The organism is Kineococcus indalonis (assembly GCF_009906395.1).
GTDB classification, from domain to species: Bacteria; Actinomycetota; Actinomycetes; order Actinomycetales; family Kineococcaceae; genus Kineococcus; species Kineococcus indalonis.
On record NZ_JAAALM010000014.1, the window covers coordinates 1 to 22,904 of the forward strand.

General features: G+C 74.4%; 21 protein-coding genes and 1 pseudogene. 9 read left to right on the forward strand and 13 right to left on the reverse strand.

Features of this window, described 5'->3' with window-relative positions; genetic code table 11:
* Positions 1-151: 151 nt before the first annotated feature.
* Complete coding sequence (locus GTR00_RS01750; RefSeq protein WP_166609938.1) at positions 152-349, reverse strand: hypothetical protein; 198 nt, start codon at positions 347-349, stop codon at positions 152-154.
* 176 nt (positions 350-525) lie between these two features.
* Between GTR00_RS01750 and GTR00_RS01755 the strand changes: the two genes are divergently transcribed.
* Both GTR00_RS01755 and GTR00_RS01760 read left to right on the forward strand, forming a co-directional pair.
* Positions 526-2,295: a DEDD exonuclease domain-containing protein gene (locus tag GTR00_RS01755; RefSeq protein ID WP_166609939.1), complete on the forward strand. Its 1,770-nt coding sequence runs from the start codon at positions 526-528 to the stop codon at positions 2,293-2,295.
* Between the two features lie 9 nt (positions 2,296-2,304).
* Positions 2,305-2,583 (forward strand): Lrp/AsnC family transcriptional regulator, encoded by a 279-nt coding sequence (locus GTR00_RS01760; RefSeq protein ID WP_166609940.1) that lies wholly within the window; start codon positions 2,305-2,307, stop codon positions 2,581-2,583.
* Positions 2,584-2,628: 45 nt separating this feature from the next.
* Here the strand turns inward: GTR00_RS01760 and trpD are convergent, their stop codons facing one another.
* A complete protein-coding gene (trpD, locus tag GTR00_RS01765) occupies positions 2,629-3,744 on the reverse strand; it encodes an anthranilate phosphoribosyltransferase (RefSeq protein ID WP_205704831.1) in 1,116 nt (371 codons plus the stop codon).
* Positions 3,745-3,967: 223 nt separating this feature from the next.
* On the opposite strand from trpD, the gene ctaE reads away from it, so the two are divergent.
* From ctaE to GTR00_RS26160, 5 genes and pseudogenes are all read left to right on the forward strand, one after another.
* Positions 3,968-4,627 (forward strand): aa3-type cytochrome oxidase subunit III, encoded by a 660-nt coding sequence (gene ctaE, locus GTR00_RS01770; protein WP_166609942.1) that lies wholly within the window; start codon positions 3,968-3,970, stop codon positions 4,625-4,627.
* Positions 4,628-4,685: 58 nt separating this feature from the next.
* On the forward strand, positions 4,686-5,516 hold the full coding sequence (gene qcrC / locus GTR00_RS01775; RefSeq protein ID WP_166609943.1) for a cytochrome bc1 complex diheme cytochrome c subunit: 831 nt from the start codon (positions 4,686-4,688) through the stop codon (positions 5,514-5,516).
* Between the two features lie 85 nt (positions 5,517-5,601).
* Complete coding sequence (gene qcrA, locus GTR00_RS01780) at positions 5,602-6,633, forward strand: cytochrome bc1 complex Rieske iron-sulfur subunit (protein WP_166609944.1); 1,032 nt, start codon at positions 5,602-5,604, stop codon at positions 6,631-6,633.
* On the forward strand, positions 6,630-8,306 hold the full coding sequence (gene qcrB / locus GTR00_RS01785; protein ID WP_166609945.1) for a cytochrome bc1 complex cytochrome b subunit: 1,677 nt from the start codon (positions 6,630-6,632) through the stop codon (positions 8,304-8,306). Before qcrA ends, qcrB begins: the two co-directional genes overlap by 4 nt.
* A gap of 166 nt (positions 8,307-8,472) precedes the next feature.
* Positions 8,473-9,093, forward strand: a pseudogene (locus GTR00_RS26160) (alpha/beta fold hydrolase); the annotation flags it as partial.
* 105 nt (positions 9,094-9,198) lie between these two features.
* Here GTR00_RS26160 and GTR00_RS01795 read toward each other — a convergent pair.
* The 7 genes from GTR00_RS01795 to GTR00_RS01825 form a co-directional block, all read right to left on the reverse strand.
* Positions 9,199-10,386 (reverse strand): L,D-transpeptidase, encoded by a 1,188-nt coding sequence (locus tag GTR00_RS01795; RefSeq protein ID WP_166609946.1) that lies wholly within the window; start codon positions 10,384-10,386, stop codon positions 9,199-9,201.
* Between the two features lie 276 nt (positions 10,387-10,662).
* A complete protein-coding gene (locus GTR00_RS01800) occupies positions 10,663-11,064 on the reverse strand; it encodes a cytochrome c oxidase subunit 4 (RefSeq protein ID WP_166609947.1) in 402 nt (133 codons plus the stop codon).
* A 3-nt stretch (positions 11,065-11,067) separates the two neighbouring features.
* Complete coding sequence (gene ctaD / locus GTR00_RS01805) at positions 11,068-12,840, reverse strand: aa3-type cytochrome oxidase subunit I (protein ID WP_166609948.1); 1,773 nt, start codon at positions 12,838-12,840, stop codon at positions 11,068-11,070.
* Positions 12,840-13,784, reverse strand: a complete 945-nt coding sequence (gene ctaC / locus GTR00_RS01810) for an aa3-type cytochrome oxidase subunit II (RefSeq protein WP_240899192.1) — start codon at positions 13,782-13,784, stop codon at positions 12,840-12,842. Before ctaC ends, ctaD begins: the two co-directional genes overlap by 1 nt.
* Positions 13,785-13,876: 92 nt before the next feature.
* The gene (gene aat / locus GTR00_RS01815) at positions 13,877-14,626 is read right to left on the reverse strand and encodes a leucyl/phenylalanyl-tRNA--protein transferase (protein WP_323132135.1); all 750 of its coding nucleotides are present in this window, start codon (positions 14,624-14,626) and stop codon (positions 13,877-13,879) included.
* A 91-nt stretch (positions 14,627-14,717) separates the two neighbouring features.
* On the reverse strand, positions 14,718-15,080 hold the full coding sequence (locus GTR00_RS01820) for a HesB/IscA family protein (RefSeq protein WP_166609950.1): 363 nt from the start codon (positions 15,078-15,080) through the stop codon (positions 14,718-14,720).
* Between the two features lie 84 nt (positions 15,081-15,164).
* On the reverse strand, positions 15,165-16,622 hold the full coding sequence (locus GTR00_RS01825) for a dipeptidase (protein WP_166609951.1): 1,458 nt from the start codon (positions 16,620-16,622) through the stop codon (positions 15,165-15,167).
* Between the two features lie 68 nt (positions 16,623-16,690).
* On the opposite strand from GTR00_RS01825, the gene GTR00_RS01830 reads away from it, so the two are divergent.
* Both GTR00_RS01830 and GTR00_RS01835 read left to right on the forward strand, forming a co-directional pair.
* Positions 16,691-17,284: a DUF3043 domain-containing protein gene (locus GTR00_RS01830; RefSeq protein WP_205704833.1), complete on the forward strand. Its 594-nt coding sequence runs from the start codon at positions 16,691-16,693 to the stop codon at positions 17,282-17,284.
* Between the two features lie 82 nt (positions 17,285-17,366).
* Positions 17,367-18,377 carry an aldo/keto reductase family protein gene (locus GTR00_RS01835; RefSeq protein WP_166609952.1) on the forward strand — a complete coding sequence of 337 codons (1,011 nt, stop codon included), beginning with the start codon at positions 17,367-17,369 and terminating at the stop codon, positions 18,375-18,377.
* 74 nt (positions 18,378-18,451) lie between these two features.
* On the opposite strand, the gene GTR00_RS01840 is transcribed toward GTR00_RS01835, so the two are convergent.
* From GTR00_RS01840 to GTR00_RS01855, 4 genes are all read right to left on the reverse strand, one after another.
* Positions 18,452-18,661 carry a hypothetical protein gene (locus GTR00_RS01840; RefSeq protein ID WP_166609953.1) on the reverse strand — a complete coding sequence of 70 codons (210 nt, stop codon included), beginning with the start codon at positions 18,659-18,661 and terminating at the stop codon, positions 18,452-18,454.
* Positions 18,662-18,706: 45 nt separating this feature from the next.
* The gene (locus GTR00_RS01845) at positions 18,707-20,224 is read right to left on the reverse strand and encodes an MFS transporter (protein ID WP_240899193.1); all 1,518 of its coding nucleotides are present in this window, start codon (positions 20,222-20,224) and stop codon (positions 18,707-18,709) included.
* A 123-nt stretch (positions 20,225-20,347) separates the two neighbouring features.
* Complete coding sequence (locus tag GTR00_RS01850; protein WP_166609958.1) at positions 20,348-21,460, reverse strand: quinone-dependent dihydroorotate dehydrogenase; 1,113 nt, start codon at positions 21,458-21,460, stop codon at positions 20,348-20,350.
* Between the two features lie 119 nt (positions 21,461-21,579).
* Positions 21,580-22,902, reverse strand: coding sequence for an MFS transporter (locus GTR00_RS01855; protein WP_166609954.1), 1,323 nt, complete (start codon positions 22,900-22,902; stop codon positions 21,580-21,582).
* Positions 22,903-22,904: the final 2 nt, after the last annotated feature.

A 22,904-nucleotide genomic window follows, 5' to 3' on the forward strand; every position in this document is an offset into this window, starting at 1 on the left:
CCCCCCGGCGGCGGCACCGGCGGCGGCACCGGCGGCGCCCAGGAGCAGCGCGCGCCGCCGCACCGAGCCCGCCCGCGCCACGCACGCATCGTCGCACCCGGGTACGCCCGGCGCGGCGGGCGCACCCGGCGCGCCAGGGCCGCGCCGGCGGTCAGCCGGCGCGGCGCCCGTCGGTGCCCCCGGGCTGCAGCCGCAGCGGCGGCACGAGCCCGGAACGGGCCAGGACCTGCACGGCGTCGCGCTCCTCCGCGTCCAGCCGGGGCGCGCCCGGATCGCCCAGCAGGACGGAGACGACGCACTCGGAGCACGCCGCCGGGCGGGCAGTGCAGCTGTCGCAGTCGATGAGCACCGGCACCTCCTGAACCGTTGGACCGCCGCGGGCCGCGCGGCCCGGCCGGTCCCCGACCGGCCAGGCGCACGCTAGGGGCCGCCTCCGACACCGCGGCGGCGCCCGCTCGAACGCCGGTTCGAGGCTCCTCGGCGCGGCACCGCCGCGGTGTCGGCGCCGGGTGGCACCGTTCGCCCGTGCGCAGCTCGTCCCCCGCCTCCCCCGCGCCCGGCCAGGCCAGCTTCGACGACCTGGGGCGCCCGCTGGCGGGGGTGACGTTCGTGGTGCTCGACCTGGAGACGACCGGCGGCGCGCCGGCGGACGGGGGGATCACCGAGGTCGGCGCGGTGAAGGTGCGCGGCGGGGAGGTGCTCGGGGAGTTCCAGACGCTGGTGCGCCCGGACTCCCCCATCCCGCCCGCCGTGCAGGTGCTCACGGGCATCACCCCGGCGATGGTGGCCTCCGCCCCGCCGGCGGCCGCGGTGCTGCCCGCCCTCCTGGAGTTCGCCCGCGGGGCGGTGCTCGTGGCGCACAACGCCCGCTACGACACCGCGTTCCTGGCGGGGGCGTGCCGGCGAGCGGGCCTGGAGGAACCGCGCCACGAGGTCGTCGACACCCTGGCGCTGGCCCGGCGCCTGGTGGGCCGCGACGAAGCGCGCGACCACAAGCTGGGCACCCTGGCGCGGCTGCTGGGGGCCGGCACGGCGCCGGACCACCGGGCCCTGCACGACGCGCGCGCCACCGTGGACGTGCTGCACGCCCTGCTGGGCCGGCTGGGCAACCGGGGCGTGCGCACCCTGGAGGACCTCAAGGACTTCACCGCGGCGACCCCGCCGGCGCGGAGGGCGAAGAAGCACCTGGCGCTGGGGCTGCCCTCGGCGCCGGGGGTGTACCTCTTCCGCGACGGGCGCGGGCGGGTGCTGTACGTGGGCACGTCGGTGGACGTGCGCCGGCGGGTGGCGCAGTACTTCACCGCCTCGGAGACCCGCGCGCGCATGACGGAGATGGTCGGCGCCGCCGTCGAGGTGGTGCCCGTGGTGTGCGCCACGCCGCTGGAGGCGCGGGTGCGCGAGCTGCGGCTGATCGCCGAGCACGACCCGCCGTACAACCGCCGCTCGCGGGACCCGGAGCGGGCGACGTGGGTGAAGCTGACGGCCGACGCGTGGCCGCGGCTGTCGCTGGTGAAGCAGGTGCGCGCGGACGCCGACGCCGGCGCGGAGTACCTCGGCCCCTTCCGCTCGGCGCGCACGGCGGAGCTGGCGGTGGCCGCGCTGCACGACGCGCACCCGCTGCGGCGCTGCACGCGCCGCATCCCGCGGGTGCCGCGCGCGGACGGCCCGGGCGCGTGCGTGCTGGCCGAGCTGGGCCGCTGCGGGGCGCCGTGCCTGGGCCCGGGGCGCGGCGGGCAGGACGCGGCCTCGTACGCGCTGGTGGTGGAGCAGGTGCGCGCCTCGCTGCGCGAGGACGCGGGCGCGGCGCTGGAGGCGGGGCGGCAGCGGATGCGGGCGCTGGCGGAGCGGGAGCGCTACGAGGAGGCCGCGCAGGCGCGCGACCGCCTGGACGCGCTGCTGCGCACCGCCGAGCGCGCCCAGCGCCGCCGGCCGGTGGCCGAGGCCCCGGAGCTGGTGGCCGCGCGCCGCTGCGCGCCGGAGCCGGGGTGGCCGCACGGCGGCTGGGAGCTGGTGCTGGTGCGCCACGGGCGCCTGGCGGGCACGACCCTGAGCCCGCGCGGGGCGGACCCGGTGCCCCACGTGGAGGCGCTGCGCGCGACGGGCGAGGTGGTGCCGCCCCCGGGCCCGGGCCGCCCGGGGCTGCTGGTGGAGGAGACCGACGCGCTGCTGACGTGGCTGGAGCAGCCGGGGGTGCGGCTGGTCTCGCTGGACCCCGGCGCGCCGCCGTGGGCGCTGCCGGTGCGCGGCGCCGGCTGGGCGCGGCACCGGCTGGGCACCGCGGGCACGGCGCCCTAGGCTGCCCGGGTGATCACCGCCATCGTCAACGTGCGCACCGACGGCCGGCGCATCCCGGAGATCGCCGAGGCGCTGGCCGACCTGGCCGGCGTGTCGGAGGTGTACTCCGTCACCGGCGAGGTCGACCTCGTCGCCCTGGTGCGGGTGCGCCGCCACGAGGAGCTCGCCGACGTCATCGCCGGCGGGATCAGCCGCGTGGAGGGCATCACGGGCACCACGACGAACATCGCCTTCCGGGCGTACTCGCGCCACGACCTCGAGAGCGCGTTCGACCTCGGGCTCGACTGAGCCGCCCGGCCCGCCCGGACCGACCGGCGCGGCCGCCCGCGCCGCTCAGGCGCGGGTGGCGGCCACCCACAGCTGCAGCACCCGCGCCGCCCGGCCGGAGTCCAGCGCCTCCTGCGCGCGGCGCACCCCCTCGGCCAGGTGCGCCGCCAGGCCCTCGGCCGCGTCCTGCGGGGCCGGGACGGGCGCGCGCAGCCCGGCGGCCACCATGGCGGCGGCGGCGTTGAGCACGACGGCGTCGCGCACGGGCCCGCGCGCCCCGGCGAGCAGGTCACGGGCGACCTGCGCGTTGTGGCGGGCGTCGGCGCCGCGCAGGTCCGCCAGGGCGGCCGGGGCCATGCCGAGGTCGGCGACGGCGTCGACGACCGTCTCCGCGACCCGCCCGTGCGAGACCGCCCAGACGCGGGCCGGGGCGGTGGTCGTCAGCTCGTCGAGGCCGTTGTCGCTGCGGAAGACCAGGGCGGCGGTGCCCCGGGCGGCCAGGACGCCGGCGACCAGGGGCGCCATGCGGGCGTCGGCGACGCCGATCGCGGTGGCGTCGGGGCGGGCGGGGTTGGTCAGCGGCCCGAGGACGTTGAAGGCGGTCGGCACGCCCAGGCCGGTGCGCGCGCCGGCGGCGTGCCGGAAGGCGGGGTGGAAGACCTTGGCGAAGCAGAAGGTGATGCCGACCTCCTCCGCGAGCGCCCCCACCCGCGCCGGCGGCAGGTCGAGGTCCACGCCCAGCGCCTCCAGCACGTCGGCGGAGCCGGAGGAGGAGGACGAGGCCCGGTTGCCGTGCTTGACGACGCGGTGCCCGGCGCCGGCGAGGACGAGCGCGGCCATCGTGGAGATGTTGACGGTGTGCGCCTGGTCGCCGCCGGTGCCGACGAGGTCGACCGTGGGCCCGGGCACCCGCAGCGGCACCGCGTGCGCGAGCATCGCGTCGGCCAGGCCGGTCAGCTCGGCGCTGGTCTCGCCCTTGGCGCGCAGCGCGACGAGGAAGCCGGCCAGCGCGACGTCGCCCGCCTCCCCGCGCATGACGCGGTCCATGGCCCACGCGGTGTCGGCGGCGCTGAGGTCCCGCCCGGCGATGAGCTCGCCCAGCAGGTGCGGCCAGGTCGGCGCGGCCCGCACGCCGTCGGGAGCGGGTGCGCCGGAGGGCGCGCTGGCCTGCGGGAGGGTCATGGGGTCCCCGGTGGGTGCGGCGGGTCGGTCGGGCTGCGAGCGCACCCTACTGACCGCCGCCCCGCGGCGGCCGCCGCCGCTCCCGCACGCCCTGTCCGCGGCTCGTGCACGGGCCGTGCACGAGGTCTGCACGCACCGGCGGGAACACCACCCGGACGGACGCGGACGAGATCTACGACACGATGTCGGTGGGCCGGGCGGCACGACGTCGGGGGGGTGGGGCATGATGGCTGACGTGGCGAGTGCACAGGCTGTCCAGAGCAGTACCCCGAGTCCCGCGCACGGCTCGGTGAACCGGCCGAACATGGTCTCGGTGGGCGTGATCGTGTGGCTCGCGAGCGAGCTCATGTTCTTCGCCGGCCTGTTCGCCATGTACTTCACGATCCGCTCGGTCGCCGCCCCCCTGTGGGAGACCGGGCCGGAGATGCTGAACGTGCCCTTCTCGAGCGTGAACACGACGATCCTGGTGATCTCGTCGTTCTGGTGCCAGTTCGGCGTCTTCGCCGCCGAGCGCTTCCAGCCGCGGCGTCGCGGCCGGCTGTGGCAGGTCGGGACCTGGGGCATGCAGGAGTGGTTCGTCCTGACCTACCTCTTCGGCGGGATCTTCGTCGCCGGGCAGGTCTACGAGTACGCGGAGCTGGCCGTCGAGGGCCTGACGATCGCGTCCAACGCCTACGGCTCGGTGTTCATCCTGACCACCGGCTTCCACGGCATCCACGTCCTGGGCGGGCTGGTGGCCTTCCTCATGGTGATCGGCCGGTCCTTCGCCGCGAAGCGCTTCGGCCACCAGGAGGCCACGAGCGCGATCGTCGTCTCGTACTACTGGCACTTCGTCGACGTGGTGTGGATCGGCCTGTTCACGGTCATCTACATCCTCCAGTGACCCAGCAGACGACCCCCCACCGCACGCGAAAGCACCGACGGAAGCGAGCACCACGACCGTGACCAGGACCCTCACCGCACTCAGCGCCCGACGGCGCCACCCGCTGGCCGTCGTCGTGCTGATCGCGTTGGCGCTCCTCCTCGTCGGCGGCCTGTACGCCGCGCTGGCACCGCGCTCGGCGGAGGCCTCCACGACGACGGCGTCCGCCGACGACATCGAGGCCGGCAAGAAGCTGTTCCTCGCCAACTGCGCCACCTGCCACGGGCTGGACGCCCAGGGCGGCAACGTGGTCGACGGCAGCGGCGCCGGCCCGTCCCTCATCGGCGTCGGGGCCGCCTCCGTCGACTTCCAGGTCGGCACCGGGCGCATGCCGCTGGCCCAGTCCGCCGCGCAGGCGCCGGAGGTCAGCAAGATCCGCTTCTCGCAGCAGCAGATCGACCAGATGGGCGCCTACATCGCCTCCCTGGCCCCGGGGCCGGCCGTGCCGACCGACGAGGAGCTGGACGTCTCCGGCGTCAGCGACGAGCAGCTGGCCCGCGGCGCCTCGATCTTCCGCACCAACTGCGCCATGTGCCACAACTTCGCCGGCAAGGGCGGCGCCCTGACCGCCGGCAAGTACGCCCCGGACCTGACCGGCGTGTCCGGCAAGCACATCTACGAGGCGATGGTGACCGGCCCGCAGTCCATGCCGGTCTTCAACAACAACACCATCAGCCCCGAGGACAAGACCGCGATCATCGCGTGGCTGACCCAGGAGGAGAAGCGCCCGGACCCGGGCGGGCTGACCCTGGGCTCGGTCGGCCCGGTGAGCGAGGGCCTGTTCGCCTGGATCGCGGGCATCGGCCTGCTCATCGGCTGCTCGGTGTGGCTGGGGATGAAGTCCTCGTGAGGCGCGCCGGGGCCCGCGGGCAGCGGGTGGGGAGCATGAGCGACATCGAGCACGGGGCGCAGCCCCGCACGGACGGGCAGGGAGCATGAGCGAGATCGAGCGCGCCGGCGAGGCGCACGGCACGGGGTCCACGGCCCTGGCGAAGCCCGCGGGCGCGGTGCCCGAGCGCTTCGAGAACCCGGGTCTTCCCCCGCACAAGCACCGCCTGGGCGACGTCGACCCCCAGGCCGCCAAGCGGGCGGAGCGGCAGGTGGCGATCCTGCTGATCCTGTCGATCCTGGGCTCGATCGGCATCATCGTGTCGATCATCGGCATCAAGTACGACGGCAGCTTCGACCGCATCAGCGCGTCGACGAAGGCCATCGGCCTGTGCATGTTCCTCTCGCTCTTCGCCCTGGGCGTCGGCGCGGTGCACTGGGCGAAGACCCTCATGCCCGACGACGAGCGCATCGACTACCGCCACCGCCAGCGCGGCACCACCGCCGAGCGCGAGGAGGCGGTGGCCATCCTCAAGGAGGGCGCCGCCGAGGCGGGCCTGGGCCGCCGCCCCCTGATCCGCAACACCCTCATCGGGGCCCTGGCCCTCTTCCCGCTGCCGGCGGTCTTCTTCTTCCGCGACACCGGCCCCCTGCCGGGCAACGACCTCTCCACCACCATGTGGCGCGAGGGCACGTACCTCATCAAGGACCCCGAGGGCGGGCGCATCCGCGCGGCCGACGTCCAGCTCGGCTCGGTCGTGCACGTCATGCCCGAGGGCATCGAGGAGGCGGAGCACGTCCTCAACGAGAAGGCCGAGGCCGCGGTCCTCATCATGCGGCTCGACGAGAGCCAGCTGACCGAGAAGCAGGCGGAGTGGGGCGTGGACGGCACCGTCGCCTACTCCAAGATCTGCACGCACATGGGCTGCCCCGTGGCCCTCTACGAACAGCAGACCCACCACCTGCTGTGCCCCTGCCACCAGTCGACGTTCGACCTGACGCAGGACTGCAAGGTGATCTTCGGCCCCGCCAAGCGAGCCCTCCCCCAGCTGCCCATCCGGGTGGATGACGAGGGTTACCTCGTGGCGAGCAGCGGCTTCCACGAAGCCGTGGGCCCCAGCTTCTGGGAGCGCGGATGAGCACCATCGACAAGGTCGCCGGCGGTGTCGGCAACTTCGCCGACGACACCGTCGGCGCGAGCAAGGTCGTCAACGGCTTCGCTCGGAAGATCTTCCCCGACCACTGGTCGTTCATGCTGGGTGAGATCACCCTCTACAGCTTCGTCATCCTGCTGCTCACGGGGACGTTCCTGACGTTCTTCTACGAGCCCAGCGCGGCGGAGACGACCTACACGGGCATGTACGCGCCGCTGGCCGGCCAGCACGTGTCCGAGGCGTACGCCTCCTCCCTGCGCATCTCCTTCGACGTGCGCGGCGGCCTGCTGATCCGCCAGGTCCACCACTGGGCCGCGCTGATCTTCGTGGCGGCCACGATCGTCCACATGATCCGCGTGTTCTTCACGGGCGCGTTCCGCAAGCCCCGCGAGATCAACTGGGTCATCGGCCTGGTCCTGGCGCTGCTGGCGGTCTTCGAGGGCTTCACCGGCTACTCGCTGCCCGACGACCTGCTCTCCGGCACCGGCATCCGCATCGCCCAGGCGATCATCCTGGCGGTGCCCGTGGTCGGCAGCTACATCAGCTACTTCCTCTTCGGCGGGGCCTTCCCCGGCGAGGACTTCATCCCGCGCTTCTTCACGATCCACATCCTGCTGCTGCCGGCGGTGATGCTGGGGCTGATCGTGGTGCACCTGGCGCTGGTCGTGATCCACAAGCACACCCAGTACCCCGGCCCGGGCCGGACCGAGGACAACGTCGTCGGCTTCCCGCTCTTCCCGGTGTACATGGCGAAGGCCGGCGGCTTCTTCTTCATCGTCTTCGGCGTCATCGCCCTCATCGCGGGCCTGTTCTCGATCAACCCGATCTGGGCCTACGGCGCCTACGACCCCTCGCCGGTGACGGCGGGCTCGCAGCCCGACTGGTACATGGGCTGGCTGGACGGCGCGGTGCGCCTGACGCCGGGCTGGTTCGAGTTCACCCTGTTCGGCTTCACGTTCTCGATGAACATCTTCATCCCCACCACCGCGCTGATCCTGTTCGTGGTGGTGGCCGGGTCCCTGTACCCGTGGATCGAGCAGGCCGCGACCGGCGACCGCCGCGAGCACCACCTGCTCGACCGCCCGCGCAACGCCCCGACCCGCACGGGTCTGGGTGTGATGGCGCTGACGTTCTACGTGCTGCTGTTCATCTCCGGCGGCAACGACATCATCGCCCACATGATGGGTCTGTCGATCAACGACATCACCCGCAGCCTGCGCGTGGCGGTGTTCGTCCTGCCGGCCCTGGCCTTCGTCATCACCAAGCGCATCTGCCTCGGGCTGCAGCGCAAGGACCGCGAGAAGGCCCTGCACGGCCGCGAGACGGGCCGCATCGTGCGCCTGCCGCACGGTGAGTTCATCGAGGTCCACGCCCCCCTGACCGACACGGAGCGCTGGGTCCTGGTGCAGCACGACGTGCACCGCCCGATGGAGATCGAGGACCGCGTCGACGCCGGCAACCCGGACAGCCTGTACGGCAAGGTCCAGCGCCGCCTGTCGAAGTTCTTCTTCGAGGACCGGGTGGAGCCGGTGACGCCCGCCGAGCTGGCGGAAGCGCACCACGAGCACCACACGGAGATCGGCAGCCAGGAGCACGCCTCCATCGAGGAGCAGCAGCAGAGCCCCTCGATCTCCACGGCGCAGACCTCCCGCGGCTGACGCCGCACCGGCTGCGACACCGCACGACGAAGGCCCCGGGCACCTGCCCGGGGCCTTCGTCGTGCCCGGCCGGGGGCTCCGCACCCGCGGCGCGGTGGCGGGGGCGAGCTCTGCGGTGAGTCCGCGGCGCGACGCCGGTCCACACGCCGACGTCAACGGCGTCCACCTGTACTTCGAGACGCACGGCAGCGGGCGCCCACTGGTCCTGCTGCACGGCGGGCTGGCGTCCGGGGAGGTGTTCGCCCCGCTGCTGCCCGCGTTCACCGCGGACCACCAGGGGGTCCTGGTGGACCTGCAGGGACACGGCCGCACCGCGGACGTCGACCGGCCCCTGGACGTGCGGCTCATGGCCGACGACGTCGCCGCGCTCATCGACCACCTCGGCCTGGGCGAGGCGGACGTGGCCGGGTACTCCCTGGGCGGCACGGTGGCGCTGCAGGTGGCGATCCGGCACCCCACCAGGGTGCGCCGCCTGGTCGCCGCGTCGGTCACCGTCCACCGCGGCGCTGGCACAGGACTTCGACGTCACCGAGGACGTCCGCCGGCTCGCCGTGCCGACGCTGGTCGTGGCTGCCGACGCGGACATGCCCCGCCCAGCCACTTCGTCGAGGTGTTCGGGCTGCTCGGCGGCGGCCGGCGCGACGGCGGCTGGGGCGGTGAGGGGCGCCCCGCAGGTGGCCACGCCCTCGCCATCCTGCCCGGCCTGACGCACTACGACCTCGCCTCCTCCCCGCTGTTCGCCGCGACCGCGCTCGCCTTCCTGGACCGCGACCGACCCTCCTCGGGCCACGCGGCCCCGGCCCCCCGACGCGAGCGGGCCCGGTGGGTCTTCCCCACCGGGCCCGCTGACGCCTCGCGCCGGTCGTTCCTGCCGCTCGTTCGTGCCGGGCCTTCAGGCCAGGGCCGAGCCGGCCTTCCACTCGTCCCAGTCGGTGTTCCAGGCGGTGAAGCCGTTGCCGTCCTCCAGGGCGCGCTCGCTGCCCACGTAGGTGACGACGTCACCGACCTTGGAGTGCTCGAACATCCAGCGCGCGTCCTCGGTGCTCATGCCCGTGCAGCCGTGGCTGACGTTGGCCCGGCCCTGGGAGCCGACCGACCACGGAGCGGCGTGCAGGAACTCCCCGGAGTTCGTCACGCGCATCGCGTACTTCACAGCGACGTTGTAGTAGTCCGGGTCGTCCTTGCTGACGCCGGTGGTCTCGGCGTCCATCTGCCGGGACTCCTCCAGGCTCATGATGACCTTGGTGCCGCTGCGGGTGACGTACCGCCCGCCCGCCCCGGACTGGCCCAGCGTGACGGGGATGGTGCGCAGCACCTGCCCGTCACGGGTGACGGTCAGGGTGTGGGCGGCGACGTCGACGGTGCTCACCACGGCGCTGCCCACGGTGAAGTCGATGTCGCGGGTCTTGCCCCACACGCCGGGCGAGACCTCGACCCCACCGAGGTCGAGGTCGAGGTGCACAGCGGTCTGCGCCGGCCAGTACTCCCGGGGGCGGAACTCGACCTCGGTGTCCGACTGCCAGCTCCAGGCGCCCTCCACGGCGCTCGGCCGGGTGGTGACGCGCAGGTTCTGCTCGACGGCGGCGCGGCGGTCGTCGGCGACCGGCTCGTCCAGGGTCACCACGATCGGCATGCCCACGCCCACGGTGGAGCCGCTGAGCGGGGAGACGGCCGGGAAGGCCGTCACCGCGGGCGTCAGCGTGGTCAGGGCGCTGTCGTGGACCACCGCTCGGCCCCCGCCGTCGGTGGCGACGGCGTGCACGGCGTAGCGGGTGCCGGCGGCCAGCGGGCCCGTGCTGGTCCAGGTGCCGGTGGCGGCGTCGACGCCCCCGGGCACGGTCGTGCCGTCGGGGGCGCTGACGGTGACCTCGCCGAGGCGGCCGCCGCTGACGGCGACCGTGACGGGGGCGTCGAGCCGGACGTCGGCACTGGCCTCGGCGGGGGTCACGGTGAACGCGACGGGCGCCGTGGAGGCGGTCGCGGAGGCCCGGCTGCTCCCCCGGGCCCCGCTGTCGGCGGTGCCGGCGGGCCCGCAGGCCGTCAGCGCCGTGGTCGTGGCCAGCGCGAGTGCTGCGGGCACCCAGACACGGGCGCGGTGGTGCGACGTGCTCACTGCGGCTTCCCCCCAGGGCCGCGCGAGCGGCCCGATCGTCTTCCCCCGCCGGTCATCGTCTCACCCCGGCGCTCCTGCGGGAGTGACGTCGCGCAGACCCGGCGCGTTGCACGCCGCGGGTGGTGATCCGCGCCACTGCCCGGAGGGGTGGCTGCGGGGGGGTCGGGCGGCGCGGGACGACGAAGGGCCCCGCACCCGGTGGGTGCGGGGCCCTTCGTGGAGGCGTCGCTCAGCGGGCGTCGCTCAGTGGGCGTGCTCACCCGCGTAGTGCTCGAACACCCAGCCCACGATGATCGGCACGGTGAAGGCCATGCCGATGATCCACAGCCACCAGCCCACGGCCACACCGGCGAAGGCGATCGCACCGGCGCCGGCCAGGTACAGCGGCCACCAGCTGAAGGGCGGGAAGAAGCCCTGCTCCCCCGCACCCTCGGTGATGTCGGCACGCAGGTCGTCCTCGGGCCGGGAGTCGATGCGCCGGGCCGTGATGAACAGGTAGGTGCCGATGAGCACCGCCAGCCCGCCGGTGAGCAGCAGGGCGATGAACCCGACCCACTCGTCCCACTGGGTGAGCAGGCCGTACACGAAGGCGACGGGCAGGAAGAAGAGGATCCCGCCGGAGAACAGCCAGGTCTCGGGCTTCATCGGTCAGCGCTTCCCCAGGTCTTCTTCGCGGTGGGACAGGTCGGCCTCGCCCAGGGCGTGGTCGAGGATGTTCTTGCTGCGCCCGTCGGTCGGCGTGTCGCGGCCGATGGCCTCCGGGTGGTGCAGGTCGAACGCCGGGCGCTCCGAGCGCACGCGCGGCAGCGAGGTGAAGTTGTGCCGCGGCGGCGGGCAGGAGGTCGCCCACTCCAGGGACATGCCGTAGCCCCACGGGTCGTCCACGGTGACCTTCTCGCCGTAGCGGGCGGTGCGGTAAACGTTCCACAGGAAGGGCAGGAAGGAGGCGCCCAGCAGGAACGAGCCGATCGTGGAGATCTCGTTCATGCTCTGGAAGCCCTCACCGGGCAGGTAGTCCGCGTAGCGGCGCGGCATGCCGGCCGCGCCCAGCCAGTGCTGGATGAGGAAGGTGGTGTGGAAGCCGACGAACAGCATCCAGAAGTGCACCTTGCCCCAGCCCTCGTGGAGCATCTTGCCGGTGAACTTCGGCCACCAGAAGTGGAAGCCGGCGAACATCGCGAAGACGACGGTGCCGAAGACCACGTAGTGGAAGTGCGCCACCACGAAGTAGGAGTCCGACAGCTGGAAGTCCAGCGGGGGCGAGGCCAGGATCACGCCGGTCAGGCCGCCGAAGAGGAAGGTCACCAGGAAGCCGATGCTCCACAGCAGCGGGGTGTCGAAGGTCAGCGACCCGCGCCACATGGTGCCCAGCCAGTTGAAGAACTTCACGCCCGTGGGCACGGCGATCAGCATCGTCATGAAGGCGAAGAAGGGCAGCAGCACCTTGCCGGTGACGTACATGTGGTGCGCCCACACCGTCACCGAGAGGCCGGCGATGGAGATGGTCGCGAAGACCAGGCCCTTGTAGCCGAAGACCGGCTTGCGGCTGAAGACCGGGAAGATCTCGGTCACGATGCCGAAGAACGGCAGCGCGATGATGTACACCTCGGGGTGCCCGAAGAACCAGAAGAGGTGCTGCCACAGGATCGGCCCGCCGTTGGCGGCCTCGAAGACGTGGGCGTTGAGGACGCGGTCGGCGGCCAGGGCCAGCAGCGCGGCGGCCAGCACCGGGAACGCCATGAGGATCAGCACGCTGGTGATCAGGGTGTTCCAGGTGAAGATCGGCATCCGGAACATGGTCATGCCGGGCATGCGCATGCACAGGATGGTGGTGATGAAGTTGACCGCGCCGAGGATGGTGCCGAAGCCGGACAGCGCCAGGCCCATCACCCACAGGTTGCCGCCCAGGCCCGGTGAGTGGACCACGTCCGACAGCGGCGCGTAGGCGAACCAGCCGAAGGCCGCGGCGCCGCCGGGCACCAGGAAGCCGGCCGCGGCGATCAGGCCGCCGAAGAGGAACAGCCAGTACGAGAGCATGTTTAGCCGCGGGAAGGCGACGTCGGGGGCGCCGATCTGCAGCGGCATGATCGCGTTGGCGAAGGCGGAGAACAGCGGCGTCGCGAAGAGCAGCAGCATGATCGTGCCGTGCATCGTGAACGCCTGGTTGTACTCGTTCTTGGTGTTGAAGACCTGCATGCCCGGCGCGAAGAGCTCGGCGCGGATGAGCAGGGCCAGGACACCGCCGATGAGGAACCACAGGAAGGCGGTGATGAAGTAGAGGTTGCCGATCACCTTGTGGTCGGTGCTGGACAGCCAGCCCGAGATGACCGACCCGCTGCGCCGGGGCACCACAGCCCCCAGGGGCTGGCGCGTGGTGACCCGGGACGCCACGCCCGGTGCGTTGAAGCTCTCAGTGGCCATCAGCTGTTCTCCCCCTGGCTGGACTCGTCGCCGGCGGGGTCGGCGCCGCCACCGAGGTCGCTCTCGAGCGCCCCGGCCAGACCGGTCGGCATGCCGCCCGTCTGCCCCTCGGCCTCGAGGTCGCGGATGTGCTGCTCGTACTCGGCCTGCGACACGACGCGGACGTTGAAGAGCATCTCCGAGTGGTAGTCGCCGCAGAGCTCGGCGCACTTGCCCTTGTACAGGCCCTCCTTGGAGGGGGTGACCTGGAAGCGGTTCGGGCTGCCCGGGATCATGTCCTGCTTGAACAGGAAGGCCGGGATCCAGAACGAGTGGTTGACGTCGCGGGCGTAGAGGTTGAACTGCACGTTCTGGTCCACCGGCAGGTACAGGGTGGGCAGCTGCTCCTCCACCCCGGGCTGGCCGGTCAGGTCCGCCTGGCGACCGGCCTCGTAGGCGATCGGCTGGCCGGACTGGTCCAGGTAGTTGAAGTCCCAGCCCCACTTCTTGCCCACGACGTCGATGGTGACGTCGGGCGTGCCGGTCGTGTTCAGGATCGCTTCCTGGTCACGGGCCGTGTAGTAGAAGAGGACCCCGACCATCATCACGGGGACGATGGTGTAGAGGATCTCGATCGGCATGTTGTAGCGCGTCTGCGCCGGCAGCTCGGGGTCGCCCTTGCGGCGGCGGTACGCCACCACGACCCACACCGTCAGCCCCCAGACGAGCAGGCCCACGGCCAGCGCGGCGATCCACGAGCCGTCCCAGAGCTCGGAGATGCGCTCGGTCTGGTTCGTGGCGCCGATGCTGTCGTCCGGCAGGAAGAAGTTGCTCGCGCTCGCGTCCGGCCAGTCGGCGGCGGAGCAGCCCGTCAGCAGCAACGCCGTCGCCCCGGCGAGGACGCCGGCGCCCAGCGCCTTGGGGGGACGGCGACGACGCGTCGCGTCCGAGTCTCGCGTGCCCAACGTCGGCCTTCCCACGGTTCGTGCAGAGACGGGGACGTCCGGTGCCCGCGGTGTGAGGGTCGTGGGCAGGGGCGTCCCTACGGGTGATGAGACTACCCCCCGTCGTAGCTGTGGGGCGGGTCGGGGCGCGCCGCGAACACGGCGGGCACGGGCAGGGCCAGCGCCGCGCTCAGCAGGCGGTGGTAGCGGGGGCGGTCGACCTCCTCCACCCCGAGGGTGGCCAGGTGCTCCGTGCGCCACTGCACGTCCACCAGCCGGCCCCGCGCGCCGTCGGCCAGCAGCAGGTCGGCCAGCGCCACCACGGCCGCCTTGGAGGCGTCGCGCTCGCGGTGGAACTTGGACTCCGCGGCGAACAGCCCGCCCAGCGCCACGCCGTACAGGCCCCCCGCCAGCTCGCCGCCGGACCACACCTCCACGGAGTGGGCCCACCCCAGGCGGTGCAGCTCCCCGTAGGCGGCCGCGACCTCGCCGGTGATCCACGCCCCGGGCCGGGAGGGGTCGGCGCAGCCGGCCACGACGTCGTCGAAGGCGGTGTCCACGCGCACCTCGAAGCCGCGCAGCGCGCGGCGCAGCGAGCGCGAGACGTGCACCCGCTCGGGCAGCAGCACCCCGCGCGGGTCCGGGGACCACCAGCCCAGCGGCCCGCGCCCGCCGCCGCCCAGCCCCATGGGGAACAGCCCGCGCGCGTAGGCGGCCAGCAGGGTCGCCGGGGACAGGTCCCCGCCGGCGGCCACCAGGTCCTCCCCCCGCCGCGGGGCGAGGCGCTCGAAGGCGAAGCGCGCGCGGCCGGGGTGGCGGCGCGGGGGCCCGGCGGGCGCGGACGGCAGCGGCGCCGCCCACACGCGAGCGGCCCCCGCACCGGGGGGCGCGGGGGCCGTCGGGACGTCCCTGGCGGTCAGCGGAGCGCGGGGGCCGTCGGGGTGCGCGGACCCGTCAGGAGAACGAGTCGCCGCAGGCGCAGCTGCTGCCCGCGTTGGGGTTGTCGATCGTGAAGCCCTGCTTCTCGATCGTGTCGGCGAAGTCGATGGTGGCGCCGTCCAGGTACGGGGCGCTCATCTTGTCGACGACGACGCCCACGCCGTCGAAGTCGCGCACGGCGTCCCCGTCCAGCTCGCGCTCGTCGAAGTACAGCTGGTAGATCAGGCCCGAGCAGCCGCCGGGCTGCACGGCGATGCGCAGGCGCAGGTCGTCGCGGCCCTCCTGCTCCAGCAGGGTGCGGACCTTGGTGGCGGCGACGTCGGTGAGCTCCACGCCGTGGGCGCGGGTCTGCTCTTCTGCGGCGGTCGTCGTGGTCATGAGGCGGGTCTCCGGTTCCACTCGTCGACTGGGGACGCTGTCCGGGCCAACCGCCGGGGCGGCGCGGTTGTTCCCGGCTCCAGGTTACGGCCGCGCCGCCGCTCCCGCGGCGCCGGTCACCGGGGCCGGCACGCCGGCCAGGCCGTCCAGCAGCAGCACCTCGCCCAGGCAGGCGCGCTCGAAGTCCGCCAGGTGCAGCGACTCGTCGGGGCCGTGGGCGCGCGAGTCGGGGTCCTCCACGCCCGTGACCAGGATCGAGGCGCCGGGGTGCTCGGCGACGAGGTCGGCGATGAAGGGGATGGACCCGCCCATGCCCATCTCCACGACCGGCGCGCCGTAGGCCTCCTCGAAGGCGGCGCGGGCCACCTCGTGCGCCGGGGAGGAGGTGTCGGCGGAGAAGGAGCTGCCGGACTCCCCCTCCTCCACCTCCACGCGCGCGCCGAAGGGGGCGTGGGCGAGCAGGTGGCGGCGCAGCGCGGTCATCGCCGCGCGGGGGTCCTGCCCCGGCGCCAGGCGCAGGCTGAGCTTGGCGCGCGCGGAGGGCACCAGGGTGTTGCTGGCGGTGTCCACGGGGGTGGCGTCGACGCCGACGACCGACAGGGCCGGCTTGGCCCACAGCCGGTCGGCCACCGAGCCGGTGCCGGCCAGGCGCACGCCGTCCAGGACGCCGGCGTCGGCGCGGTACTGCTCCTCGGTGAGGCCCACCCCGCCCGCGGAGCCGGCCAGGAGGCCCTTGACGGCCACGTCGCCGGCCTCGTCGTGCAGGGTGGCCACCAGGCGCGCCAGGCACGTCAGGGCGTCGAGCACGGGACCGCCGTTGACGCCGGAGTGCACCGGGTGGCTGAGCACCGAGACGGTGACCCGGCAGTCCACCAGGCCCCGCAGCGTCGTGGTGATCGCGGGCACGCCCACCCGCCAGTTGGCGGAGTCGGCCACGACGATGACGTCGGCGGCCAGGTCGGCGCGGTGCTGGGCGAGGAAGGCGCCGAAGGCCGGCGAGCCGACCTCCTCCTCCCCCTCGACGAAGACGGTCACGCCGACGCCGTCGTCGGGCCCCCACAGCGGCAGCAGGGTGCGCAGGGCGTTGAGGTGCACCACGACGCCGGCCTTGTCGTCGGCGGTGCCGCGCCCGTACAGGCGCCCGTCGCGCTCGGTGGGCTCGAAGGCGGGGCTGGTCCACTGCTCCGGCGGCCCCGGGGGCTGCACGTCGTGGTGGGCGTAGAGCAGCACGGTGGGCCGGCCGGCGGGCGCGGGGCGGCGGGCGACGACCGCCGGGGCGCTGCGCCGCGCGGCGCCGTCCACGAGCGCCTCGGCCGTGCGCACCTCCACCTGCGGCAGCCCCGCGGCGCGCAGCAGCGCGGCGACGGCCTCGGCGCTGGCGGCGACGTGCGCCTGGTCGAAGGCGGGTGCGGAGACGCTGGGCACGCGCACCAGCGCCTCGAGGTCGGCGCGGGCCGCGGCGGCGCCGGCGGCGCAGGCGGCGCGCAGCGCCGCGGTGCGCTCCGGGCCCGGAGCGGGCAGGGTCGTGGTGTCCTGGCTCACGCCCCGGGACGCTACCGCGCGCGGCGAGGGCGGCGCCGGGGCGGTCCCGGCTGCCGTACCCTGGCGGCGTGTTCGGACGCTCGAAGGAGAAGCAGGCCGCCGAGGCCCCCGCCACCGCCGCCCTCGAGCTGACGAAGCCCGGCGGCAAGGGCCGCCCCACGCCGCGGCGCAGCGAGGCGCAGGCCCGCAACGCCCGCCCCCTGGTGCCCGCGGACCGCAAGGCCGCCGCGAAGGCGGCGCGCGAGGCGCAGCGCCAGGAGCGGCTGAAGGTGCAGCAGGCGCTGGTCACCGGCGACGAGCGCTACCTGCCGGCGCGCGACCGCGGCCCGCAGCGCCGCTTCGTGCGCGACGTCGTGGACGCCCGGCGCAACGTGGGCGAGTACTTCCTCATCATCGCCGGCGCCTCCCTGGTGCTGTCCATGCTCGCCCAGCCGATCGGCTCGGCGGCGCTGCTGCTGGGCACCACCGTCCTCATCTACGGCATGCTCGCGCTCGTCGTCGTGGACAGCGTGCTGCTGGGCCGGCGCGTCAAGCGCGCCCTGGCCGCGCGCTTCGAGGAGCCCGAGCGCGGCCTGGTGTCCTACGGGGTGACCCGCGCGCTGCAGATCCGCCGCATGCGCCGCCCGGTGCCCATGGTGGAGCGGGGCGCGCAGCCGCGCTGAGGCGAGCCGGCGCCCGGCGCGGGCCCGACGCACCGGCCCGGACACCGGGCGGCGCCGGGCCCGAGGCCCTACCGTCGCGCCCATGGAGTTCCGACACCTCGGTCGCAGCGGTCTCAAGATCTCGGAGATCACCTACGGCAACTGGCTCACCCACGGCTCGCAGGTCGAGAACGACGCCGCGATCGCCTGCGTGCGCGCCGCCCTGGACGCCGGGATCACGACGTTCGACACCGCCGACGTCTACGCCAACACGGCCGCCGAGACGGTCCTCGGGCAGGCGCTGAAGGGCGAGCGCCGCGAGAGCCTCGAGATCATGACGAAGGTCTACTTCCCCACCGGTCCCAAGGGCCCCAACGACTCCGGCCTGTCGCGCAAGCACGTCGCGGAGTCGATCGAGGGCTCGCTGCGGCGGCTGGGCACCGACCACGTCGACGTCTACCAGGCGCACCGCTACGACACGGCCACGCCGCTGGAGGAGACGATGCAGGCGTTCGCCGACGTCGTGCGCTCCGGCAAGGCCCTGTACGTCGGCGTCAGCGAGTGGACGGCGGAGCAGATCCGCGCCGGGCACGCCCTGGCGCGCCAGCTGGGCTTCCAGCTGGTCTCCAACCAGCCGCAGTACTCCGCGCTGTGGCGCGTCATCGAGGGCGAGGTCGTGCCCGCCAGCCGCGAGCTGGGCGTGTCGCAGGTGGTGTGGTCGCCCATCGCCCAGGGCGTGCTGACCGGCAAGTACCGCCCCGGCGCCGAGCCGCCGGCGGGCAGCCGCGCCACGGACGACAAGGGCGGCCGCCAGATGATCAGCCGCTGGATGCGCGACGAGGTGCTGGAGCGGGTGCAGAAGCTGCGCGGCGTGGCGGCCGAGCTGGACCTGTCCATGTCGCAGCTGGCGGTGGCGTGGGTGCTGCAGAACGACAACGTGGCCACCGCGATCATCGGCGCCTCGCGCCCGGAGCAGGTCACCGAGAACGTGAAGGCGGCCGGCGTGGTGATCCCGCCGGAGCTGATGGCGCGCGTGGACGAGGTGCTCGGCGACGTCGTCGAGCGCGACCCGGGCATGACGGCGCGCAACGCGCCGGCCGGCCGCCCCTCCTGACGCGCCGGGCCGCGGGCGGCACCGGCGCCGCCCGCGGCCCGCTCAGCCGACGGCCCGCTCAGCCCGCGCCCCGCTCAGTCGGCGGGGCGCAGGCTGAGCGGGCCGTAGACGCGCGCGCCGTCGGCGAAGAGGTGGGCGGACTCCGCGCCGCGCTCGCGCAGGGCGCGCCAGCTCTCCCCGATCCAGACCTCGGCGTCCGACTGCGTCGGGAACACCTCGCCGCCGTCCTCCAGGGTGCGCCCCTCGGCGTCCTCGAAGGTCCAGGTCCACTGCGTCGCCCTCACCGCTGCGACGCTAGCCGACGGCGGCGCGGCCCGCGGCCGGGCCCCTCAGGAGGAGCGGCGCCGGCGCAGGTCGAGCAGGGCCAGCAGCAGCGCGGCCACGACGAGCCCCAGCGAGACCCGCAACCCGCCCGAGAGGGCCTCGCCGAAGGCGGTCTGCACCTGCTCGGGCACCTCGCCGCCGGCCCCGGCGGGCCGCTGCCCGCTCAGGCCCGCGCCGGCCAGCACCGAGTAGAAGACGGCCGTGACGGCGGCCACGCCCATCGCCGAGCCGATGCGCTGACCGGTCTGCAGCGCCCCCCCGGCCACGCCGGAGGTCTCGCGCGGGACGTCGGCCAGGGTGAGGGTCTGGTTGGGCGAGATGACCAGGCCGCTGCCGACGCCGGTGACGGCCAGGCACGCGGCCAGGGCGACGGCACCGGCGGTGCCCTGCACCACGGCGGTGACGACGTCGGCCGCGGTCAGCCCGAGCGCGGCGACGACCAGGCCGACGACGACGACGGCGCGCCCGCGCCCGGCGACCTGCCGGCCGCCGACCTGGGCCAGCACGGCCGAGGCCAGGGCGAAGGGCGTCTGCACCAGCCCGGCCTGGAGCGGGGAGAAGCCGAGCCCGGACTGCAGGTAGAGCGTCACGACGAGGAAGATGCCGGTGAAGCCGGCGAAGTAGGCCACGCCGATGAGCGCGCCCGTGGTGAACGACGGGGTGCGCACCAGGCTCACGGCGATGACGGGGTTGCGGTCCAGGCGGTCCTGGCGCCGCTCCCACAGGGCGAACGCGACGAGCAGCGCCAGGCCGGGGGCGAGCAGCCACCAGCGCGCGGAGGAGGCGCTGGTGAGCACGAACGGCAGCATGAGCAGCAGCACGGCGGCGGCCAGCAGCAGCAGGCCGGGCACGTCGAAGCCGGGGCGGCGCTGCTGCGAGCGCCGCTGCGCGGGCAGCCAGCGCCACGCCAGCGGCAGCAGGACCACGCCGATGGGCACGTTGATGAGGAACACCCCGCGCCAGCCGTGGTCCTCGCCGAAGACCTGCAGGATCACCCCGCCCAGCAGGGGGCCGATCGCGGTGGACAGCCCCACGGTGGTGCCGAAGGCGGCGAAGGCGCGCCCGCGCTCGGCGCCGGTGAACAGCTGCTGGATGAAGGCGAGGACCTGCGGGTTGACCAGCCCGGCGGTCACGCCCTGCAGCAGCCGCACGAGCGCCAGCGCGGTGGCGGACTGCACGAGGCCCGCGGCGGCGCTGGTCAGGACGAACCCGGCCAGGCCGACCACGAAGATCGTGCGCCGGGAGTACAGGTCGCCGAAGCGGCCGGCGGGCACGAGCACCAGGCCGAAGGCCAGGGCGTAGCCGGCGACGATCCACTGCACCTGGGAGGGCCCGGCACCCAGCGAGGACTCGATGGACGGCAGCGCCACGTTGACGATGGAGACGTCCAGCAGGGTCATGAACCCCACGGCCAGGCACACGCCGAGGGCGCGCCAGCGGGCGGGGTCGGGGCCGGGCGCCCCGCGGCCGGAGGGCTCGGGTCCGTCGGCGCCGCCGGGGCGGCGCTGAGCGACGTCGGTCATGGGGCTCCTCGCCTGGGGGGAGCGCGAACGGGCTCGCGCACGGGCAACTCCCCCGACCGTCGCCGCTGACGGGCCGGGCCACAACTCGAGGGGGGCGGCCGGCGGTGCCCGGTCCCTGACGGGTCAGCGGTGCCCGGGGGCGCTCCTGTCGCTCTCGCGGCGCGAGCGGGAGGCGGCCAGGTCGGTGAGCACCCGCCGGGCCCAGCCGGGGCCCTCGTAGATGAACGCGGTGTAGGCCTGCACGAGGGAGGCGCCGGCCTCCAGGCGCTCGCGCACGTCGTCGGCGGTCTCCACGCCGCCGACGCTGACCAGGGTGAGCCGGTCGCCGGCGCGGGCGGAGAGCTGGCGCAGCACCTGCACGGAGCGCTCGCGCAGCGGGGCGCCGGACAGCCCGCCGCCGCCGGCGGCGGCGACGGCGTCGGGGTGCGAGCGCAGGCCCTCGCGGCCGGTGGTGGTGTTGGTGGCGACGACCCCCTCGAGGCCGAGCTCCAGGGCCAGGTCGGCGACGGCGTCGACGTCGTCGTCGCCGAGGTCGGGGGCGATCTTCACCAGCAGCGGCACGTGCCGGTGGGCGGCGGCGTCGCCGGCGGTGCGCACGGCGTCGAGCACGGGGCGCAGCTTGTCGACCGCCTGCAGGGCGCGCAGGCCGGGGGTGTTCGGGGAGCTGACGTTGACCACGAGGTAGTCGGCGTAGGGGGCCAGCAGCCGGGCGGAGGTGGCGTAGTCGGCCGCGGCGTCCTCCTCGGCGACGACCTTGCTCTTGCCGATGTTGACGCCCACGGCGACCGGGTGGCGCGGGGGCACCGCGCGCAGCTGGCGCAGCCGGCGCGCGACGGCCTCGGCGCCGGAGTTGTTGAAGCCCATGCGGTTGACCACGGCGCGGTCGTCGACGAGGCGGTGCAGGCGCGGCTTGGGGTTGCCCGGCTGCGGCAGGGCGGTGACGGTGCCCACCTCGACGAAGGAGAACCCGAAGTGGGCCAGGGCCTCCACCCCGGCGCCGTCCTTGTCGAAGCCGGCGGCCAGGCCGAGCGGGCCGGGCAGGTCCATGCCCAGGGCGCGGGTGCGCAGGCGGGGGTCGTGCTCGACGAAGGCGCGACGCAGAACGGGCACGGCGGGGGGGACCCTGGCCGCCGCGCGCATCGCGCTGAACGCCCAGTGGTGGGCGACCTCGGGGTCGATCCTCGTCAGGAGCGTCCGGTACAGCGCCCGGTACGCGGCTCCCGAGCCGACAGCCACCACGGTCCCCCTCGTCTGCCGCGCCCCGCCGCCGTCGTGGCGGGGCCACCGCAGGGTAACGCGGACCGGCCCGGTCCCCGTGACGGGGACCGGGCCGGTGGTGCGGCGGGCGGGTGCGCTCAGCCGTCGATGCTGGAGGTGCGGGTCTCGCGCAGCGCCAGCAGCGCCAGGAGGCTGACGACGGCGGCCGCGGCGAGGTAGTACCCGACCCAGCTGACGCCGTGCGCGGCCTGCAGCTTCACGGCCGTGTAGGGGGCCAGGGAGGCGCCCAGGATGCTGCCGGAGTTGAACGCCAGCGAGGCGCCGGTGTAGCGCACGGCGGTGGGGAACAGCTCGGGCAGGTAGGCGCCGATGGGCCCGAAGACCAGGCCCATGAAGAACAGGCCGGCGCACAGCCACAGCATGACCAGCGCGGTGCTGCCCGAGCCCAGCATCGGGCCGGTGAGCAGGCCCACGACGCCGCCGCCGACCATGGCGGTGGCGAGCACGGGCCGGCGGCCGTAGCGGTCGGCGAGCACCCCGGACAGCGGGGTGGCCAACGCCATGAAGACGACGGCGCCGCACAGCATGAGCAGGAAGGTGTGGCGCTCGTAGCCCAGGCCCTTGGTGCCGTAGCTCAGCGACCAGGTGGTGGTCAGGTAGAAGAGCACGTAGGTCAGCACCACGGACAGGGCGCCGAGCACGACGACCTTCCAGCTGCGGCGGAAGACCTCGGCGACGGGCACCCTGGCGGTGCGGTCCTCGGCCAGCGCCTTGGCGAAGACGGGCGTCTCGGTCAGGCTCAGGCGCACGTACAGGCCCACGCCCACGAGCACGGCGCTCAGCAGGAACGGCACCCGCCAGCCCCAGGAGGCGAAGGCCTCGTCGCTCATGCCGAAGGACAGGGCGATGAAGAGGGTGTTGGCGATGATGAAGCCGAAGGGCGCGCCGAGCTGGGGGAACATGCCGTAGAGGGCGCGGCGGTTCGCGGGGGCGTTCTCGGTGGCCAGCAGGGCGGCGCCGCCCCACTCCCCGCCCAGGCCGAAGCCCTGGCCGAAGCGCAGCAGGCACAGCAGCGCGGTGGCGAGGTTGCCGGCGACGGCGTGGGTGGGCAGCACGCCGATGAGCGTGGTGGACACGCCCATGACGAGCAGGGCGGCCACGAGGGTGGTCTTGCGCCCGATCCGGTCGCCGAAGTGGCCGAAGACGACCGAGCCGATGGGCCGGGCGACGAAGGCGATCGCGAAGGAGGCCAGCGAGCCGAGCAGCGAGGCCGTGGGGTTGTCGGACGGGAAGAACAGCTCGGGGAAGACGATCGCGGCGGCCGTCGCGTAGACGTAGAAGTCGTAGAACTCGATCGTCGTGCCGATGAGGCTGGCGGCGGCGACGCGGCGGACGGGGTTCGCGGCGGCGGGCGCGGCGGTCGGCCGGGGGATCGTGGGGTTCAGGTCGGACGGACCCATGG

Coding starts and splice junctions, on each gene's coding strand:
- GTR00_RS01845 (WP_240899193.1), bottom strand. CDS start 20,224: ATGACCGACGTCGCTCAGCGCCGCCCCGGCGGCGCCGACGGACCCGAG.
- GTR00_RS01855 (WP_166609954.1), bottom strand. CDS start 22,902: ATGGGTCCGTCCGACCTGAACCCCACGATCCCCCGGCCGACCGCCGCG.
- ctaD (WP_166609948.1), bottom strand. CDS start 12,840: ATGGCCACTGAGAGCTTCAACGCACCGGGCGTGGCGTCCCGGGTCACC.
- GTR00_RS01835 (WP_166609952.1), top strand. CDS start 17,367: ATGGAGTTCCGACACCTCGGTCGCAGCGGTCTCAAGATCTCGGAGATC.
- qcrB (WP_166609945.1), top strand. CDS start 6,630: ATGAGCACCATCGACAAGGTCGCCGGCGGTGTCGGCAACTTCGCCGAC.
- GTR00_RS01820 (WP_166609950.1), bottom strand. CDS start 15,080: ATGACCACGACGACCGCCGCAGAAGAGCAGACCCGCGCCCACGGCGTG.
- qcrA (WP_166609944.1), top strand. CDS start 5,602: ATGAGCGAGATCGAGCGCGCCGGCGAGGCGCACGGCACGGGGTCCACG.
- trpD (WP_205704831.1), bottom strand. CDS start 3,744: ATGACCCTCCCGCAGGCCAGCGCGCCCTCCGGCGCACCCGCTCCCGAC.
- GTR00_RS01800 (WP_166609947.1), bottom strand. CDS start 11,064: ATGAAGCCCGAGACCTGGCTGTTCTCCGGCGGGATCCTCTTCTTCCTG.
- ctaE (WP_166609942.1), top strand. CDS start 3,968: ATGATGGCTGACGTGGCGAGTGCACAGGCTGTCCAGAGCAGTACCCCG.